The following is a 15639-nucleotide window of genomic DNA, read 5'->3' on the forward strand; positions in this document are numbered from 1 at the left end:
AAAATCCGCTTTAAGCGGATTTTTTAGTAGCGGCTGCTGGGTAATTCTTGTTGGTACTTTTAAAGACAACTCAAATTTGCCTACATTATTTTAGTTAAATTTTAACATTGCCTTATATTTGCGGGTTTTACCTAAAAAAAAACCAAATGAAAAAATTAATGCTTGCCAGTTTGCTGCTTTTTTGCTGTCAAATTGCTTTTAGTCAAACACAGTATTTGCCCGGTTATATCGTAAATAATTCTGGGGTGAAGCAACAAGTTGAAATCCGTGATGAAGATTGGAAGTCTACGCCCACTTCTATAAAATACAGAAACACTCCAACAGAAAAAGTGCAGTCAGCCGAAATAAAAAATCTGTTGGCATTTGGCCTGAATCATGGACGTAGATTTGAAAGACATACGGTGCAAATCGATCGAAGTACAGATAATTTAAATATTTTAAGTCACGTGCGACAATCTAAGCTTGAAGAAGCTACCTTGATTTTGGAACTGCTGGTTTCGGGTAAAGCAAAGTTGTATTATTATGAATCTGGGAACTTAAGACGCTTTTTTTATGTGAAGAAAGATGGTCGGGTAGAGCCGCTGATTTATAAAAAGTATTATGATCAGTATGATCGCATCACTACCAATAATAGATATCAGCAACAACTATTCAATCATTTGCGTTGCGAACAAATATCGACTAAAGAAATCACCAGATTAGATTATAAGAAAGGTGATTTGATGAACTATTTTATAAAGTATAACGCTTGTTTTGAGTTAGATACGACTAAGACTAATAAGGATGTGGCAAAATTAGAAAAAACGACCAATTATACCTATGACTTAGAGAAGGAAACTAATGATATAGCATACTTATTCTTGGGTATAAAACCTGGTTTTAGAAATTCATCTTTCGAAATTACTGATGCACCGCCTATAGGTGATGCGCGTAAACCAAAGTTTGATAATCAAACCAGTTTTACTGCTGGGATTGAAGTTGAATATGTTTTACCTGTTCACAACAACAAATGGGCGGCTTTTATAGAGCCAACTTTTTTTCAGAATTTCGAAGGCAGTAAAACCATTGAAGGTTTTGTAAACGAGGTAAGCTACAGTTCAATTGAAATAGCATTTGGTGGGCGTCACTACTTTTATTTAAACAAAAAAGCGAAGTTATTTTTAGAGGCTGGCTTGATTATAGATATTCCTTTTTCAGACTCAGAAGTTAGTTTTGACGGGCAAAGACCTGCTTTGACTTTGCAATCGGGAACAAGTTTTTCATTGGGAGCTGGTTTTAAGTATAACAACCGCTACAGTATAGCCGTTCGCTATCAGACCCCAAGAGACATACTCCTAAATGATACGACCTGGGATAGTGAATATAGCAATATAGGTGTAGTACTGGGCTATCATTTTAGCTTGTTGAAATAAAAAAATAACACTCTTCACAATTTAAAAGCCAACCGCTCACGGTTGGCTTTTTATATTTATTATCTAGACTACTCATTTAATTTCGTTTTTAATGGCTTATAATTTTGCCTTTAAAAATGTATACTTATCATTTTTTAATATAAACTATGCGCTATTATTTATACATTATTTTTCTACTTTACGGATGCCTTAGTTGGTCACAACAATCAAAGTCGGTTTTATTTATAGGAAATTCTTATACGGGAGCCAATAATCTGGCGCAATTGGTTACCGATATGGCTAATAATGCCGGGCACCAATTAAATGCGGTAGCTTTTACCCCTGGGGGAGCACGTTTTTTGAATCATGATGCCAATGCACAGGTTACCAATTTAATTAATCAGCAAGCTTGGGATGCCGTGATTTTACAAGGTCAAAGTCAGGAAACAAGTTTTGGAATGGCGCAGATGCAGCAAGAAGTTTATCCGCATGTCGCGTCCCTTGTTCAGAAAATAACCGCCAATCAGAACTGCACTGTTCCTATGTTATTTATGACTTGGGGAAGAGAGAACGGAGATGCTGGGAATTGCCCGTATGCACCTTGGGTATGTACTTACACAGGTATGGATGATGCTATTTACAACACTTATATGGATTTAGGCCAGATCAACCAAGCCCAAGTAGCTCCAGTAGGTAGAGTATGGCGCAATTTACGTACAAACCATCCTAATCTTAATTTATATACTTCAGACGGTTCACACCCCAATTATACAGGTAGCTTTGCGGCTGCATGTACGTTTTTTACTAGTATATTTAATGAAGATCCTACTCAATTGGCTTACTTGGGTAACTTATCGGCCAATGATGCACAAATTATTAAAGCTGCGGTGAAAACTGAACTTTATGATGTGTGGAGCAATTATGATTTCACGCCCAATTTGGCTCAGGCGATATTCAGCTATAATACCAATCAATTACAGGTCCAGTTTGATGCAAGTTCTAGTACTTTTGAAACCCTAGAATGGGATTTTGGAGATGGAAATACTTCCACGCAAGTGCAGCCCCAACACACTTATGCTACACCAGGTGATTATACGGTTAATTTACAAACTACCTATTGCAACAAGACGGTAACCGAACAAAAAAATATTAAGGTTGAAAAACTAGATTTAACCGCAATAAAACCACTGACGATCAATCTAATTTTTGATCAGCTTAATCAACAATTGAGTCTTAGTGGAGCTCCAGCCAAGCTTGAATACAGTATTTATGATTTACAGGGAAAAACCCTCAAGCAAGGGCAATTAATACCACAAGCGCAAATAGATCTACAACATTTGGCGGCTGGCAGGTATTTTTTGCGATTAGGCAATCAGCAAATTTTTTCGTTTGTTAAATTGCGTTAAACCAACACAAAGCTATCGCTAGTAACATACTGCACCCCCAAGGCACTTAATTCTTGCTTTTGCTCTTGGTAAACACTTTGATCAAGGGCTTTGGTCGCATCTTCAATAAGTGTGCACTTAAAACCTTCTTGCAAAGCATCTTTAATCGAAAAAAATACACAAATATCGGCAGCCAAACCAGTAAAGTAAATGTGCTTAACACCTTTCTCTTTTAAATAGCCCGTGAGCCCTGTACTTTTTAAATGGGCATTATCAAAAAAGGCAGAATAACTATCGATTTTTGGGTTGGTACCTTTTCTAAAAATGGCTTCTACTTTTTGGGTGTTTAAATCGGGATGAAAAGCGGCTCCCCGTGAATTTTGAACGCAATGCTCGGGCCAAAGAGTTTGATCTATTCCGTCTATTTTAATCGACTCAAAAACCTTATGATTAGCGTGTTCACTAGCAAAACTAATATGTCCCGAAGGATGCCAATCTTGTGTGGCAACAACTAGGTCAAAATGTTGCTGCAAATTGTTGTTCACTTTTATAATCGTATCGCCCTGGGGAACCGCTAAGGAACCGCCAGGTATAAAATCGTTTTGAATATCTACAAGTAGTAAGGCTGTTGCCTGCATTTTTAAATAGTTTTAAACTTTTTAATTAAAGCATCTCTTTCGTCCCGTAACTTTTTACTTATACCCACTTTGTAATGGTGAGCGTTGCTAAAACGTTTATACTCCAAGGGTAATTGAGCAAAGCGTTTTGCACTATAATCGGCTATTGCTTGTAAAGATTTTGGAGTCTGGCAGCGTTCTCCGTTTAGCATCACAGGTTGTAATAAAGCTTCTTTTTCTATATGCTCTATCTTCATACTTTTATACTGATCAAACGGGTGGTGAATGCTATCAAAATCGGTTTCATCGAATAGCGCTACCGCGTCTGCACCTATCCATCGCCCATCAGCTAGACTTAGCCTATAAACCTGTTTGGAGTAGGGCATAGTAATTTTGGCAATATTCTCAGAAATTTTTATTCTGGGTTCTTGGTTGTACGCCACTAATTTGTAAACTCCGCCAAGAGCTGCATCGGGTTTCCCAACAACCAAATTGGTACCCACACCATAAATGTCTATTGGAGCCTCCTGCTCTTGCAAACTTTTAATTACGTACTCATCCAACTGATTTGAAACGGCAATTTTCACATAAGACAAGCCTTCCGCATCGAGTCGTTTTCTGCATTCTTTAGCAAAATAAGCCAAATCGCCACTATCTAAGCGAATACCCATTAACTTTTCTCCGCGCTCTTCCATTTCTTTTGCTACCGTGATGGCGTGTGGCAATCCGCTTTTTAAAGTGTTGTAGGTGTCAACCAATAAAACGCAATTTTTAGGACGGTTTTGCGCAAAATCTCTAAAAGCTTGGAGCTCATCGTCATAGCTTTGCACAAAAGAATGCGCCATGGTACCCGATACAGGTATGTCAAACTGCTTAGCCGCTATTACGTTGCTGGTGCCATTAAAACCACCAATAAAAGCAGCACGCGAGGCATAATAACCACCAGGACCGTGAGCCCTTCGCAGACCAAAATCGAGTAAAACGCCATTGGGAGCGATATAACGCATGCGGCGAGCTTTGGTAGCGATTAAACTCTGAAAATTGAGCATATTCAATAAAAAAGTCTCAATTAATTGGGCTTCAAGCAGTGAGCCTTCTACCCGCAAGATAGGCTGATTGGGAAATACCACATCACCTTCTAATACAGAATAAATCGATCCGCGAAAGCGAAAATCTTTTAAATAGTTTAAAAAATTTGCTTCAAAATGCTGCTCAGCTAGGTAATCAAGATCTTCTTTCGAAAATTGAAAGTCGTTTAGATTTTCAAGGAGCGTTTCTAAACCTGCAAAAACAGTATAACCACCTTGGTAAGGATTTTTTCTAAAATAGTAATCAAAAACTGCCTTTTGACTGTGATGATTTTCATTAAAATAAACCTGTGCCATGCTAAGCTGGTACAAATCGGTGTATGTGGCGGTATAATTGGGCACGATAAGTTTTTTAATCAAAGATAAGCAATTGCGTTTAGAAAAGGCTTTTCAAATGTTAAAGAAATCATGTTAGGCTGTTCTGCCATAAGTCATCGGCAGCCGGGCTATGCGCTCATACGCTTCGGTGGCTTAACGCCACCTGCAGGGTAACCGCTGCTATCCCTAACAGGTTTTATATAGGTAAATAGTAAAGAAAAATATGAAGACTACTCTTTGATCCTGCTTTATTTTTTCCGGCGTTCTTTGAAAAAACTTTGCAACAGTTGAGCCGATTCTTCTTGTAATAAACCAAATTCAACTTTTGTTTTTGGGTGTAGACTTCCTCCCATTTGTCGGTAACCTCTATGCAGGTCTTCGGCAGCAATAACCACTCGATCTATCTGACTCCAATATAATGCTCCAGCGCACATCTGGCAAGGCTCTAAGCTAACATAAAGCGTGCAATTTTTTAAGTATTTGCCGCCTAGGTAATTTGCCGCAGCGGTAATTCCTTGCATCTCGGCGTGGGCGGTAACATCGTTTAGGCTCTCGGTTAAATTATGTCCGCGCGCAATAATTTGTTCGCCGCTTACAATGACACAGCCTACAGGTATTTCTCCGCGTTCATAGGCATTTTGCGCTTCATCTATAGCTTTTTTCATAAAATAGGTGTCATCAAAAGGAGAAAGCATAGTTAAATATCGTTTGCAAGTTTTACCTTTGCAAAGTATGGAAACTCCTTTATTAAATACAATAGATTCACCCAAAGATTTGCGGCAATTATCAACCGAAAAATTACCGCAGGTAGCGCAAGAGTTGCGTAGGTTTATTATTGATGCGGTGGCAAGTAAAGAAGGACATTTAGGGGCTAGTTTGGGTGTGGTCGAGTTGACCGTAGCCTTGCATTATTATTTCAATACTCCTTACGATCAGTTGGTTTGGGATGTTGGACATCAAGCCTATGGTCATAAAATTTTAACCGGTAGACGCGCCATTTTTGAAACCAATAGGCAATTTAATGGTTTAAGTGGTTTTCCAAGGCGTAGCGAAAGTCCTTATGATAGCTTTGGAGTGGGCCATAGTTCAACTTCTATTTCGGCAGCTTTGGGTATGGCACTAGCAGCACAATTAAAAGGAGATTATACCAAAAGGCACGTAGCGGTGATAGGCGATGCTTCTATAGCCAGCGGTATGGCTTTTGAAGGGCTAAATCACGCGGGGGTAACCCCAGCAAATTTATGGATCATCTTAAATGATAACGCTATGGGTATTGACCCTAGTGTAGGAGCGCTGAAAAATTACCTCACCAAAGCCACAGTTGGTAAAAAACCCAGGCAAGCCAATATTATTGAAGCACTTAATTTTCATTACACCGGCCCAGTAGATGGTCACGACTTATCTGCCTTATTACGTGCTTTTGAGGCGATGGAAAGGGTAGAAGGACCCAAATTTTTACACGTGATTACCACAAAAGGTAAGGGTTTAAAACCAGCCGAATTGGACCAAGTGCGCTATCATGCACCAGGAAAATTTGATCGAATTACGGGTGAGATTTTACCCAAGCAAGAGGCTCATTTGCCTCCTAAATTTCAAGATGTTTTTGGTTTGAGTTTATTGGAATTAGCACAACAGAACGATCAGATTTTTGCAATCACCCCAGCTATGCCAACAGGAAGTTCGCTTAAATATATGATGCAGGCTTTCCCACAAAGGGCAATCGATGTGGGCATAGCCGAACAACATGCGGTAACCCTTGCCGCGGGTATGGCTACCCAAGGTTTACGGGTCTTTTGTGCTATATATTCTACATTTTTGCAACGCGCTTATGACCAAGTGATTCACGATGTAGCCTTGCAAAATTTACCGGTGGTTTTTTGTATAGACCGCGCTGGCTTAGTAGGAGAAGATGGGGCCACACACCATGGTATTTTTGATATTGCTTATTTGCGTTGTATACCCAATTTGCAAATCGCTGCACCAAGCAATTTAATCGATTTACGTAATTTATTGTATACGGCATCTAAAAAGCTAGATATGCCTTTAGCGATTCGTTATCCCCGGGGGAGAGGAAGAGAGTTAAAATGGCAACAAGCCTTTAAAACGCTACCCATAGGTAAAGCTAATTTGTTAAAAACCGGGACGCGTATTCTAATTCTAGCCCTAGGCTCATCGGTTTACGATGCACAAGATGCTATAAACAATTTACCAGAAAACATACAAACACAAGTTGGTTTAATCGATTTGCGTTTTGTAAAGCCATTAGATACCGAGTTACTCGCTCAGCAAATTCCCGCTTATCAACATATAATAAGCATTGAGGATGCTTCGAAAATAGGAGGAGTAGGTGGTGCCATACAAGACTTTCTGGTTCAGCAAAAATATCCAGGTAGTTTTGTAAAACTAGGAATTCCTGATATGTTTATCGAACAAGGTAGCATAGCCGAATTAAAATCTTTGGCTAAAATAGACGCCGCAAGTATTGGGCGGCAAATTAAGGCCTTAGCCAGCGATTAATTTCGTTTTATTTTTCTTTTGCCTACCCATTTACCAGCAAAGTAAGCACATAGAATAGGTAGTAAAATAAAGCCTTGATACTCAACTAACCAATTTTGTTGTATGGCCAAAAATAACAGTGCGCTACAGCAGCCAATAAAAATCAAATCATATTTCAAGTATTTCATAAAGACATCAATTTATTTGATTCTTAATTACATTTTAAAAATACAAAAGTTCAAGAAATTCTAAAAGTTAGAATAAACTGCTTTATAAATAACAACTCGGGTAGTCTTTGAACTACCCGAGTTTTTAAAGTTTTCTTTTTAACTTTTAATATTAAGCGGCTAAGTTTTAATTTATGATTAGCTTTTCAACTTGTTGTTGGTTCGCTGTATTTATTTGTAAAAGATAAACTCCCGTATTTAAGATGCTTAAATTCACCTGCGTCTGTTGTTGGGCATTAAATTCTTGTTCTAAAAGCAATCTACCCTTAACATCAAATACTTGTACTTTAAATGCTTCAGGTTGTTGGTGTTGACGTAATTGTATTAAACCTTCTGTAGGATTAGGGTATACCTGAAACAAATTTTGCTGCGGTGTGGCGGTTCCCATCGTACAAGTAGTAGGCAAGTCAAAAGCTTCCAATTGGTCAGTACGGTCTAGCGAGCTTCCTTGGTCGGCACTAAATCCTAAACCTCTGCGCGCAAAAGCATCCCAAATGAGACACTGATTGGCACCATTGTTTAAAATCATATCGGCTTGTAAGATGGCATCACGACCGTCTATAAAGCCAGGATTACAAGGTTGTAGTTTTAATGCATCTATCACTAATTGCATGGCCATATTATTACCGCCTGTGCCATTATAAATATCGGGATCAAATCCGTAAAGATCAATAAAATCCCAAGTCATTTCCCAAAGCATTGTGGCCCATACAAAACCTACTCCGTGGGGAGCGCTTAAGTTTGGATTATTGGTAAGGTCATAAGTAGCGGGATTGATGCTAAAATCGGTTGAATAAGCATAAGGTCTAATCCCTGTACCGCCCGGCTGTTGGTTCACCACATAGGTGGCAATGCCTCTAGCATCGGTTCGGGTATCGCTTGCTTTTAAAGTCATCATTAAAGCGACATAATCGCTCCATCCTTCACCCATTTGTTCGGTAGCTTGAAAACAACTTCCGTCAGGATTGGTAATTTCACAAGGATATAAGCAATCGGCAGTTCCTGCGCCACCCGTCAAGCGGATAGAAATACCGTGTCCGTATTCGTGGGCGATAATTCCGCCATCGAGCGAACCATCTTTTTGATAGGGTCCGTCGTTTTTAATACTCGCCTGTATGCTTACTCCATTTTCTAAATTGCTAATTAGGTTACTACCTGTATTCAAATCAATCATAATGCTAGGAATAGTAATGGTGGCGCTGGGGTTTCCTCCCATATTTATAGTGGGTCCATTTACATTATTCACTACAATCACCCCAACGGCTCCAGCATTTTGGGCTTGCAATACTTTTGAGGTAAAATTACAGCTACCGCGTCTAATTACCGCAATTTGGTTGTTTAAAGCATTGGTATTGATAAAAGGCTCACAAGCATTATAAATATCTGGGGTAGCATCTTCGGCTAAGACCAAATTTCCGCTTACTCCGGTACTGGTGATAGACGGACCAAAAGAAGCAGCTTTGGCTGCATAAGCTCCGGCTAAATTATTCGGACTAGCGATTTGAAGCAAATTAGGGTCGCCTGGTGCTCCCCAAGTAAACATACTCATACTTGCCGCATTACCGTCTTCTAACGTACCAAAAAAAGCATTGTTTCCAGGTCCTGCATCGGCGTTAAATTGTCCGCGAGCATACACCTCATCATTGGCCAAGCCTTGGTTGGTGTAATTGTACCTTTGAAAATTACCACTAGCCTCATCAAAACCATATTGATACCATACGTCGTGCGCTAAATTACTCCAATAAAAAAGATTGGTTACCGATGCATCTAGGTATCCCTTTGGGTCTTGGTTGAGGTTTAACGGGAAATCAAAAACCAAGTTGCTTCCGCCATCGGGTGAGTTTCCAAAGTTACCGTCACGCGAATCGGCTGCAAAGACATTATTACCAAGAGTGCTGGTAAATTCATTTCCGCTCACACCATCTATATCGTGCCAACCAAAAGGAGAGGCTACAGCATCGGCGGGTTGATTGACCAAAACACGATTTCCGTAAGAAGGGGATTCAATGGGCATAGGGAATACGCGATAGGCTGCATTGCCTACCAAGCTTTGTTGTTGATTTTCTAATGTGAAATTAGGTGGAGTAGCATCCGTTTTTTCGTGCGTGTGAGGAACTTCTTCAAACTGGCAGTGCAAAAGATAATCGTTTACGTGTAAAACTTCTCCAGTTGCGGCATCAATACTAACCGACCACCAATGCAAATCATCTAAGGTAAATATACGCAGGTTATAAGCCATTCTGTAGCCTGCTTCAGTCGATTGGTAGACCAATTTTACTGGTATTTCTTTTTTTGATAAGCCATTTTGAGCGATGAGATAAGTGTTTTTTTGAGGATCTTGCTCAATAATCTCAGCGGCTGTTCCCTCTAGTTTTAAGTAAGCCGCTGCTTGGTTTACTGCTTCAATAGGGCTCAAGTTAGCTTGGCTGCTGCTTATTTGTTGTGCAAGCTGTTCAATAAAACGGTGATTGGCTGCAACTATTTTATTGTTTTTAATGGCAAAACTTCCTACAGCTTGCTGCAGTGGTACGCCTTTATAATATTGATCTACATACAGCATTTGGGCTTGCGTGCTGGTGGCAAAATGACTGTCACGCACTACCAATTGCTGCATATCTTGTGGACTGAGCGAACTATTTTGACCTAAGTAAGCTTTGATCTGAGGTAAGAATTCTTGACTTTGAGCTTCCGCGGAAGGGGTTAGCCACAAAAAAGAAAATAAAAAGAGATAAAAGAGGTGATTTTTCATAAATAATGACGCAATTTTTTGCAAATATATTAAAAAGGAACTTAAAAACGTATGGCGTTTAATTTTTGGTACATTCTTAACGCTTGACTATCGCTTAAGGCCGCTACGTGGCTTGTGAGCCGAATTAACCAATCGTATGCTTCTTCGCCAGCTTGGGGCAACTCAAAGTCTTGTAAAAATCCTTTAAGAATGAGTTCGTGATAATTGTTTTGAGCGTGTTTAATTTTGTTCTCAATGGCTTCGGTAAAAACCTCTAGCAACTTGTGAATAACTTGGTAGCCCACAATTTCTTTTTCAATAACCTCTTGACTTTGGTATACTTTTTCAACCGATATAGAGATAATATCTTTTATTTGGGGTGCATACACCGAGAAGTCGAGCAAGGCATGATGAAATTCACCTTGCAGAATGGCTTCTTCATTCTCTAAAAATACCCGTACAGCATCTTGTATTAAGGTGTTTATTGCCAGCGAACGTAAATAACTTAAGCGGCTACCAACGCTAGTAAGCGAGTGGTACTTGCTAGTGTTTATACTTTTCTTTACTAATTGGATGAGGTATTCTAAGGCTTTATCTTCGGGGATTAGTCCTAAATTTATTCCGTCTTCAAAATCGATGATGGTATAACAAATGTCATCGGCAGCTTCAACCAAAAAAGTTAACGGATGACGATGGTAGTGGATATTCAGGGCATCGCCTTTCTTTTTTAGGCCTAAACCTTTGGCTACACTTTCAAATAGTTGTTTTTCTGACTGGAAAAAACCAAATTTCTTATCGCTTATTTGGTTACTGGGTTTGTGCGGTAAAGATTCTTTTGGGTATTTAGTAAAAGCTCCTAAAGTGGCATAAGATAGCCGTAAACCGTTAAGGTTGCCGTTTTTCGTTTCGTTTAGTAGTTTAAAACCATTGGCATTTCCTTCAAATTTTATTAAATCTTGGTATTGTGTTGCAGTCATTTGGTCTTTAAAACGCTGGCCTTTTCCGCTAAGAAAAAATTCACCCATGGCTTTTTCACCTGCATGACCAAAAGGGGGGTTGCCAATGTCATGAGCTAAGGAAGCAGCTGCCACAATAGCACCAAAATCGTTAAAATGATGCCCTAAATCTTCTTGAAGGTAGGGGTATTTTTCGATAATTTTCTTCCCTACTTGTCGACCCAAAGAGCGCCCTACTACAGAAACTTCTAAGCTGTGGGTAAGCCGAGTATGAACAAAGTCTGTTTTAGAAAATGGAATTACTTGGGTTTTGTCTTGTAGACTCCTAAAAGCCGAAGAGAAAATAACCCTGTCATAATCTACTTCAAAGCCTAATCGGGTATCGTCTTGGTCTTTTCGAAGACGCGGTTGCTCATCTCCGTAACGGGTAAGTGCTAGTAATTGTTCCCAGTTCATGCGTTAGTTTTACGGGTAAAAATACTAAACTCAATGCAGTTTTAGGGAGTTCTAGAATAAAAAATACAAAGCAACTTTGCACGGCTAACACAAAAATAGCGAGGCTATTCACAAATACACAAAACTTAAACGGTGTTGCGCCATCAAGTTGCTTTGTAATTTAGTAAAACCTGTACCAGAAAACCGGTCGGTACAGGATAAAAGGATTGGTTAGTTAGTTTAATTGTCGTTTACGAGGTAAACCTACAATCCGGTTTTTAAACTGATGGTTTCGGTTATAGTTGGTTCATCAAAAATTTATTGAGGGAGGTATAGGGTATAGGCCATCCCCGATACGAAATTTAAGCGTTCCCGTAATTTTTAGCGATTCGTTAATTTCGGTGGCGCTATTGTCAAAAATACCGTCTAAAATTAAATCTAGACTAGCTAGGCCGCCCTCTTCGGTAGCAAAATAGGTTTTTAGGTTCTTTACCGTTACGGTTCCCGAGCGAGATATATAGCCTTCACCGGTAAACCCTGTGAAAGTAATGGCTAGAGCCGAACTATTTTCTGGATTGTTTTCTTCGCTATCATAGTCGGTGAGCGGCATGGCTTTACCATTATTCATTTTTATAAAGCCTGTGAGATATAAATTTTTATCTTCATCGCTAAGCGAAATGCTTAAGCCTTCAATTCCGTCGCTATTCACATAAACGGCAGCCATATTGTTCCAATCACTGCCTTCGGTATCTGTTATAAAGGTGTTGCTGAATTCACCTTTGTTCTCGATGTTTAAAATGTACGAGCTCTGATCGTTATTTTCACCTGTTGGCGAAGCAGAATCGTCATCGCTACTGCAAGCGATAAGCATGAAACTCGCTAAAAGCAAAAAGCTAAGTTTAATAGATTGATAATTAAGTTGCATAATAAGATTGGTTTGTAGTAGTTAGTTTATATTTTAAATTTTACGCCGGCGGCAATTACTGCTTGACCTTCATCTATGATTACATATTTAAGTTTGGCAAAGGGTACTAAGTTTGAGCCAAGGTCAAAATTAATACCTGCTCCAATATTTAAGCCTACCCGATCATCGCTGGCTTCAAAATCGCCACCGCCAAACGGACCAAAATCAATATCAGATTTCACTTTAACCTGACTGTAATTTACCCCCGCAAGTCCAAAGACCTGAATACCCTCATCGGCTAGAAAGTAATAATGCCCGTCTGCATTTATTTCCCACCAATTTACTTTTATTGGTCCTTCTTCTTTAGGGAAGTAATAAATAAAATTGGGAGAAAGACTAATGCGTTCTGCAATATGAAATTCGGCTGTAGCCCCCAAACCGATGTTTTCAATTTCGGTACCGTAAGCCAATGCGGCTCCAATTTTGGTTTGCATTTGAGCGTGGCTAGTCCATAGACCTATAGCGATTAAACAAAGTGCGGTAAAAAGTAATTTTAGTTTCATAATGTAATGGTTTAGTTGATAGTTAGTTATTAGTGATTAAGGTTTGTTTGTTTAAAATTGTTGGTAACCAGCTGTCGAAAAACTAAAAGGTTCTTTCTCTAAACTTATGCAGCGCATACGCATATTACGTTTTGATTTATTATGGTGCTTGAAGTCCATTAATAATACCAAGCCGTTTTCGTTGGGATCAAAACCTTCAGGGAAATTCTTGAGGTTTTGATTTTGTTGATAAATCATTTTTACCGGAACCTCTTGCGTAAAATACAGGTCGATTTGATATTCATCATTGGTGTAGCGCTTGCCTTTGCATTGATAGCCTAAAATTTTCTTTGAGGGTAACTCACTAAATTGGTAATCGCTTTCATCTTCCCAAGTATCTTCCTCCAAATCGACCTGCATGGCCTGAACTATTTTTTGATTGCCAGCCTGAATAAAACTGAATTGTGTGTTCTTTTGTGCATCGATTACCATAAACATGTCAGCGCCAGCGTCTTGCAATTTTATACCCATATACTGGTTGTCTGTGTTTAGAAAATAGGTCATTTTTATTTGCTGTTTTTGACTTTGCATCTCAAGCACATAGGTATAGTCAAAATGATAATGCTCTTTGGGTGCGATTTTGCTCGACTTTACGCGAATGTTTTCAGGTGCACTTAAAATATCGTCCATCCCGCTTTCAACGCCTTTGGCAGCCTTATCGGCCGATTTATCAATGATAACTTGTTCGGCTTTTTGCTCAACTCTCTTTTTAAGCTTTTTAAAAATTTGGGCCTCACAAGGACTCAGCCCTATCAAAAAACTAAAAGCAATCAGTACATATTTCATTCGTGCATCCATCAGTTTGCGGTTTTTGGTTGACTCAAATATCAGACGAATAAAGGCAATAAAAAAGGCTCAATTTGCAATTGAACCTAATTAGTTTGTAAGTGGTTGTTTTTTGTGTGTAACTAGCAAAATACTGAAATACAGATTGTTAGCTTGCAAAAGATACCCGATACTGGGTATTGAAAACCTTGTTATAAACGCCTATTACCAAGTAGGCAAAAGCTTATAAATCTTGAGCGGTTTTCTCGATTTGGGCATACCAATCTTCACCGAATTTCTTTATTAGCGCTTCTTTTACAAATTTATAAATAGGAGTTTGTAGTTGCTTTCCTAAGCTACAAGCATCATCGCAAATGGGCCAACGGTGGTAATTTACCGCGGCAAAATCTGAATAACGCTGTACACGTACAGGGTACAATTCACAAGAAATCGGTTTTTTCCATTTGGTTTTTCCATCGCGATAAGCGGCTTCAATTCCGCAAAGGGCTGTGCCTTTATCGTCAAAAGTGACATAGGCACATTCTCCGCCATTTACCAATGGCGTTTCCAATTCGCCTAAATCATTGCTTACATATAAGCCTTGTTCCTCGATGGCCTTTATACCTTCTGGCCTCAAATAAGGCTTTACATTTGAGTAAACTTCTTCTAACTGGCTCACCTCTTCAGGCTCCACTGGCGCGCCAGCTTCACCTTCTACACAACAAGCTCCTTTGCAGGCTTTTAGGTTGCAAACAAAATCTTTAGTGAGTATATCTTCTGATACGATTGTTTTACCGATTTGAAACATGCTTATTACCGATTTTAGGCAAAGATACGCTTATAAAAATTTATGAAAAATTTAAAAATTATATTCTTTAAAACCCGATTTAAATTTTAATTTTGCGGGCTTTTAAAACAAAGAATATTAAGAAGTTATGGGTTTTGACTTAAAAGAAATAGTAACCGCTAGCCTTATTTTATTTGCTGTAATAGATATCATTGGGAGTATTCCTATTATTGTTGATTTAAGGCGTAAAGTAGGGCATATTCAAAGTGAAAAGGCAGCGATTGTTGCCGCTATTTTAATGGTGGTTTTCTTGTTTGTAGGAGAAGAGATTCTAAAATTGATTGGGATTGATGTAAACTCCTTTGCGGTTGCGGGTGCTTTTATTTTATTTTTCCTGGCACTAGAAATGATCTTAGGTATACAATTGTATAAAGATGATGCACCCGAAACGGCTTCTATTGTACCTCTGGCTTTTCCATTGGTGGCAGGTGCTGGTACTATGACCACCTTATTGTCATTGCGTGCAGAGTATGCGACTGTTAATATTATTGCCGCCATCATTATTAATATTATCTTTGTGTACTTGGTGCTTAAATCGTCTAAAAAAATTGAAACGGTATTGGGTTCTCAAGGAATTAATGTAATACGTAAGATTTTTGGTGTCATTCTATTGGCTATTGCCGTAAAGTTATTTGTCACCAATATTCAAAATTTATTTAACTAGTTGTTATGAAGTATGTAATTTTTGTAATCATAGGCCTAGCCATTGCTTTAGCCGCTTTTAATATAAGTATGCTCGACCTGAACCATATTATGAGTAAAGAGAGCTCTATTGCATTAGCCGGAGTCTTAGCTAGTTTATGCGTTTTAGTATTAATGCTTATTTTACTAGTATCAAGAAGCATTCAAAAGAAATACCAAGACCAAGAATAAGCAAGCC

At 38.9% G+C, this 15639-nt stretch carries 15 protein-coding genes; 5 read left to right on the forward strand and 10 right to left on the reverse strand.

The annotated features are described in order from the left end of the window. Positions 1-146 precede the first annotated feature (146 nt). A complete protein-coding gene (locus tag FT993_RS07800) occupies positions 147-1412 on the forward strand; it encodes an outer membrane beta-barrel protein (protein ID WP_147861977.1) in 1266 nt (421 codons plus the stop codon). Positions 1413-1558: 146 nt separating this feature from the next. Continuing rightward, on the forward strand, positions 1559-2797 hold the full coding sequence (locus FT993_RS07805; RefSeq protein WP_147861978.1) for a DUF4886 domain-containing protein: 1239 nt from the start codon (positions 1559-1561) through the stop codon (positions 2795-2797). On the opposite strand, the gene pncA is transcribed toward FT993_RS07805, so the two are convergent. From pncA to FT993_RS07820, 3 genes are all read right to left on the reverse strand, one after another. Further along, on the reverse strand, positions 2794-3414 hold the full coding sequence (gene pncA / locus FT993_RS07810) for a bifunctional nicotinamidase/pyrazinamidase (RefSeq protein WP_147861979.1): 621 nt from the start codon (positions 3412-3414) through the stop codon (positions 2794-2796). The genes FT993_RS07805 and pncA overlap by 4 nt on opposite strands. Before the next feature lie 2 nt (positions 3415-3416). Beyond that, the gene (locus tag FT993_RS07815) at positions 3417-4823 is read right to left on the reverse strand and encodes a nicotinate phosphoribosyltransferase (protein WP_147861980.1); all 1407 of its coding nucleotides are present in this window, start codon (positions 4821-4823) and stop codon (positions 3417-3419) included. A 224-nt stretch (positions 4824-5047) separates the two neighbouring features. Further along, positions 5048-5494: a nucleoside deaminase gene (locus FT993_RS07820; protein WP_147861981.1), complete on the reverse strand. Its 447-nt coding sequence runs from the start codon at positions 5492-5494 to the stop codon at positions 5048-5050. A 37-nt stretch (positions 5495-5531) separates the two neighbouring features. Here FT993_RS07820 and FT993_RS07825 point away from each other — a divergent pair, with 37 nt between their 5' ends. After that, positions 5532-7316 (forward strand): 1-deoxy-D-xylulose-5-phosphate synthase, encoded by a 1785-nt coding sequence (locus FT993_RS07825; RefSeq protein ID WP_147862024.1) that lies wholly within the window; start codon positions 5532-5534, stop codon positions 7314-7316. Here FT993_RS07825 and FT993_RS12310 read toward each other — a convergent pair. The 7 genes from FT993_RS12310 to FT993_RS07855 form a co-directional block, all read right to left on the reverse strand. Further along, positions 7313-7483 carry a hypothetical protein gene (locus FT993_RS12310; RefSeq protein WP_187240779.1) on the reverse strand — a complete coding sequence of 57 codons (171 nt, stop codon included), beginning with the start codon at positions 7481-7483 and terminating at the stop codon, positions 7313-7315. The two genes, FT993_RS07825 and FT993_RS12310, sit on opposite strands and share 4 nt — an antisense overlap. Before the next feature lie 166 nt (positions 7484-7649). Further along, positions 7650-10271 carry a T9SS-dependent M36 family metallopeptidase gene (locus FT993_RS07830; protein WP_147861982.1) on the reverse strand — a complete coding sequence of 874 codons (2622 nt, stop codon included), beginning with the start codon at positions 10269-10271 and terminating at the stop codon, positions 7650-7652. Positions 10272-10312: 41 nt separating this feature from the next. Next, on the reverse strand, positions 10313-11662 hold the full coding sequence (dgt, locus tag FT993_RS07835) for a dGTP triphosphohydrolase (protein WP_147861983.1): 1350 nt from the start codon (positions 11660-11662) through the stop codon (positions 10313-10315). A gap of 289 nt (positions 11663-11951) precedes the next feature. Next, positions 11952-12566, reverse strand: coding sequence for a hypothetical protein (locus FT993_RS07840; protein WP_147861984.1), 615 nt, complete (start codon positions 12564-12566; stop codon positions 11952-11954). Positions 12567-12592: 26 nt separating this feature from the next. Then, positions 12593-13108, reverse strand: coding sequence for an autotransporter outer membrane beta-barrel domain-containing protein (locus FT993_RS07845; protein WP_147861985.1), 516 nt, complete (start codon positions 13106-13108; stop codon positions 12593-12595). 51 nt (positions 13109-13159) lie between these two features. Further along, on the reverse strand, positions 13160-13945 hold the full coding sequence (locus FT993_RS07850) for a DUF4412 domain-containing protein (RefSeq protein ID WP_147861986.1): 786 nt from the start codon (positions 13943-13945) through the stop codon (positions 13160-13162). 211 nt (positions 13946-14156) lie between these two features. Beyond that, entirely contained in the window at positions 14157-14720 is a 564-nt protein-coding gene (locus FT993_RS07855) for a DUF3109 family protein (RefSeq protein WP_147861987.1), read from the reverse strand. Between the two features lie 127 nt (positions 14721-14847). Between FT993_RS07855 and FT993_RS07860 the strand changes: the two genes are divergently transcribed. Together FT993_RS07860 and FT993_RS07865 are read left to right on the forward strand one after the other, a co-directional pair. Beyond that, positions 14848-15423, forward strand: a complete 576-nt coding sequence (locus tag FT993_RS07860; RefSeq protein ID WP_147861988.1) for a MarC family protein — start codon at positions 14848-14850, stop codon at positions 15421-15423. 5 nt (positions 15424-15428) lie between these two features. Next, positions 15429-15632: a hypothetical protein gene (locus FT993_RS07865; RefSeq protein WP_147861989.1), complete on the forward strand. Its 204-nt coding sequence runs from the start codon at positions 15429-15431 to the stop codon at positions 15630-15632. The last annotated feature ends 7 nt before the right edge of the window (positions 15633-15639 follow it).

It is taken from the genome of Mesonia sp. HuA40, assembly GCF_008017835.1.
GTDB lineage: Bacteria > Bacteroidota > Bacteroidia > Flavobacteriales > Flavobacteriaceae > Mesonia.

What these genes read in the sequence shown, in the direction of transcription:
- FT993_RS07805 (WP_147861978.1), top strand. Translation starts at nt 1,559, where the DNA reads ATGCGCTATTATTTATACATTATTTTTCTACTTTACGGATGCCTTAGT.
- FT993_RS12310 (WP_187240779.1), bottom strand. Translation starts at nt 7,483, where the DNA reads ATGAAATACTTGAAATATGATTTGATTTTTATTGGCTGCTGTAGCGCA.
- FT993_RS07830 (WP_147861982.1), bottom strand. Translation starts at nt 10,271, where the DNA reads ATGAAAAATCACCTCTTTTATCTCTTTTTATTTTCTTTTTTGTGGCTA.
- FT993_RS07855 (WP_147861987.1), bottom strand. Translation starts at nt 14,720, where the DNA reads ATGTTTCAAATCGGTAAAACAATCGTATCAGAAGATATACTCACTAAA.
- FT993_RS07840 (WP_147861984.1), bottom strand. Translation starts at nt 12,566, where the DNA reads ATGCAACTTAATTATCAATCTATTAAACTTAGCTTTTTGCTTTTAGCG.
- FT993_RS07865 (WP_147861989.1), top strand. Translation starts at nt 15,429, where the DNA reads ATGAAGTATGTAATTTTTGTAATCATAGGCCTAGCCATTGCTTTAGCC.
- FT993_RS07850 (WP_147861986.1), bottom strand. Translation starts at nt 13,945, where the DNA reads ATGGATGCACGAATGAAATATGTACTGATTGCTTTTAGTTTTTTGATA.
- pncA (WP_147861979.1), bottom strand. Translation starts at nt 3,414, where the DNA reads ATGCAGGCAACAGCCTTACTACTTGTAGATATTCAAAACGATTTTATA.
- FT993_RS07800 (WP_147861977.1), top strand. Translation starts at nt 147, where the DNA reads ATGAAAAAATTAATGCTTGCCAGTTTGCTGCTTTTTTGCTGTCAAATT.
- FT993_RS07860 (WP_147861988.1), top strand. Translation starts at nt 14,848, where the DNA reads ATGGGTTTTGACTTAAAAGAAATAGTAACCGCTAGCCTTATTTTATTT.
- FT993_RS07845 (WP_147861985.1), bottom strand. Translation starts at nt 13,108, where the DNA reads ATGAAACTAAAATTACTTTTTACCGCACTTTGTTTAATCGCTATAGGT.
- FT993_RS07825 (WP_147862024.1), top strand. Translation starts at nt 5,532, where the DNA reads ATGGAAACTCCTTTATTAAATACAATAGATTCACCCAAAGATTTGCGG.
- FT993_RS07820 (WP_147861981.1), bottom strand. Translation starts at nt 5,494, where the DNA reads ATGCTTTCTCCTTTTGATGACACCTATTTTATGAAAAAAGCTATAGAT.
- dgt (WP_147861983.1), bottom strand. Translation starts at nt 11,662, where the DNA reads ATGAACTGGGAACAATTACTAGCACTTACCCGTTACGGAGATGAGCAA.